At 35.6% G+C, this 2,612-nt stretch carries 1 protein-coding gene; it reads right to left on the bottom strand.

What is annotated here, in order from left to right:
• Positions 1-99: 99 nt before the first annotated feature.
• Positions 100-1,899 (bottom strand): group II intron reverse transcriptase/maturase, encoded by a 1,800-nt coding sequence (gene ltrA, locus ABH959_RS29360; protein ID WP_201052093.1) that lies wholly within the window; start codon positions 1,897-1,899, stop codon positions 100-102.
• Positions 1,900-2,612: the final 713 nt, after the last annotated feature.

Raw genomic sequence — 2,612 nt, 5'->3', positions numbered from 1 at the left:
TAGTTGCGATAGGTAAGACTTTGAAGTTATCTCCATCTTTTCCCCCGCTTAGCACTGTACGTGCGACTTTCATCGCATACAGCGCCCCATCTTATCCTTTTATACTAAAGTAACTAGATTACAAGCTTTACGGAGTTTGTTTATTTTCTTCAATTGTTTATCGTTCAATTGAAGAATTCTCATATATGTTCTAATCGTCTCGTCATTTGTAGCGTGAATCAATCTGTGGACAAATTCATGTACAATAATCAGGTTATTAAACTCGTCAGTTCCTCCCATACCTTTCGGTATTTTATGGTGACAGTGCACATCTTCAGCTATTAAGAAGATTCCGATGACAGCGCATTTACCATTTTGCATGGAATACCTGGATATTCTGTTATCTGTATACTCCATGCTTTGTCCTTTATTGGAGGATAGCAACATCTTTTGCATTTCATTGGCAATGTTACCTTTTAGGATTTTGATGAGTTTTTGTCTTCCTTGCTTAGTATAATTGCATATGTCTTGACTAAAACTTTGAGGGAATCGTGTTTGTATGTCCGCTAGTGGATATACATGATTGCCTGCTATTTCAAAGGTTCTATAATTGTTCCTATGAGTTCTTTTGTATAATGCATTCGCATTGGTAGGAATCTTATATTTCCCTATTGATTTTAGACGATTAAACAAAGTTTTCGAGAGACGAAAGGCTATTTCAGCAAAGTCTATAGTTACATGTGTTGCAATTTTGTAATAATTTTTTATACCAAGCACATAAGAGTTATAGTCCTGTACTGTTTTCCCTGATGGGCTTTTTTGAATTGCTTTAATCCTTGTCTTTGCTTTTTCAAGGATATCCTTTTTCTTTTTCTCGCTTACATGTGTGTTTGCCACATATCTTTCGCGCTTTTTAACAGATTTGATAGAGAACCCCAGAAAATCGGAAGATTTTCTTTTTAGGTTAGTTATAGTCGATTTTTCATTAGATATATTAAGGTTTAATTGATTTTTAAGATAACCTTCTACTGCATGGAATATTTTGATTGCAGATTGATGATTGTTAGTAAATATTTTAAAATCATCTGCGTATCTAACGATATGCATTTTCTTCAATTTTGTTTTTATCAGCAATGGATTTTTGGTTGCTGTTGTGTATGGTCTTCTTGTTTTAATATTCTCCCATTGCCTAGATATCCACCAATCCAAATCGTTTAATACAACATTACTAAGTAATGGGCTTAGGATTCCTCCTTGCGGAGTTCCTTTTGTAGGAATACCTTTTCCTTTGATTGGTGCTTTTAACATTTTAGAGATAATTGTCAGCACCCTTTTATCAGTTATGCCTATGTTGTATAGTTGTTTTAATAACTTGGAATGGTTCACGTTGTCAAAGAAACCTTGTATATCAATGTCTACTACGTGACTAAATCTTCCTCTGTTTATCAGATATTGACACCTAGCCATTGCATGGTGTGTTGACCTGTTAGGTCTGAATCCATATGAATGCTTGTGGAATTTTGCCTCGCATATTGGTTCTAGAACCTGTTTGAACATTTGTTGAATCAATCTATCTCTCATTGTAGGGATTCCTAATGGGCGTTTCTTCCCATTAGGTTTAGGTATTTCTACCCTACGTACCGTATTTGGTTTGTAATTTGTGAGAGTTTTTCTAATATCGTCAACGAAGGAATTTACATCTTCCATTTTATAATGGTCGATTGTGATACCATCTGTTCCTTCAGTTTTAGAACCACTGTTAGCCTTTATACTTCTATATGCCAATAGAATATTTTCTTTTGATATGATGTATTTATATAGATTTACACCTTTAGTAGCGTTATTTTCACTACGTTGGTATAAATCATCGAACACTTTTTGTATATCGTAATATTCTGCATGTCGTAATGTTGTACTCACCGATGTATTATTTCCCCTTTCTTACGAAAAGTCCCATCATCTTACTCGATCCTGTGAGTTACATCTAGTTAATTTAGTTTTCAAAGAACAAGACTAGGGACTATCCCTCCACATTCGTTACATGCTTCGTCGGTACTTTGTCCCCACCTTCACAAGAATGAAGCAATTTCGGTTCGTTAGAACCTTATATGCATCTGTCCGCTAGTAGGCGTTGGTGACAGTTTCTTGCTTACCACGTTCCGATTGACTTAGCTATACATATATCCTTAGGTGCTTGCTTTAAGCCTGTTATCTTTACACCCTCATCGTTAGATGTTCCGAATTTCGTATCCTTTACTCTTACTTTTCGGTAGATAACGTCATCATTGACGACATACAAATTTCTATTGTATTAATAATTTAGACCCGTACATTCGCAAGTTCGCCAGTCCGTTATTTTAGACATTCTCACCATAGATATTTTGTAGCATCCCGACCTATCCATTACCATATGATTTCTCACTTAGGTTTTGTTCAGCCGACTTCACCTAGCTTCATACAATTTGTGACTACTATCACGCCTTGCATGTAGGAGTATTAGATAAGTAGTTTCAGCTCAACCTGACGGCTTTCATTCCTACTTTCAGTCAAACAGTTGTTGTTATCAAATTAATAACCCTCCTACTTCGTGTTTGCACACTTATGAGGAAACGTGTCGCACAAAGGATTATTTT

The sequence above is a fragment of the Bacillus sp. RC51 genome, assembly GCF_044908115.1.
Taxonomy (GTDB): Bacteria; Bacillota; Bacilli; order Bacillales; family Bacillaceae_G; genus Bacillus_A; species Bacillus_A mycoides.
Note: the sequence above shows the minus strand (reverse complement) of the source record. Positions and strands in the feature narration are given on the sequence as shown.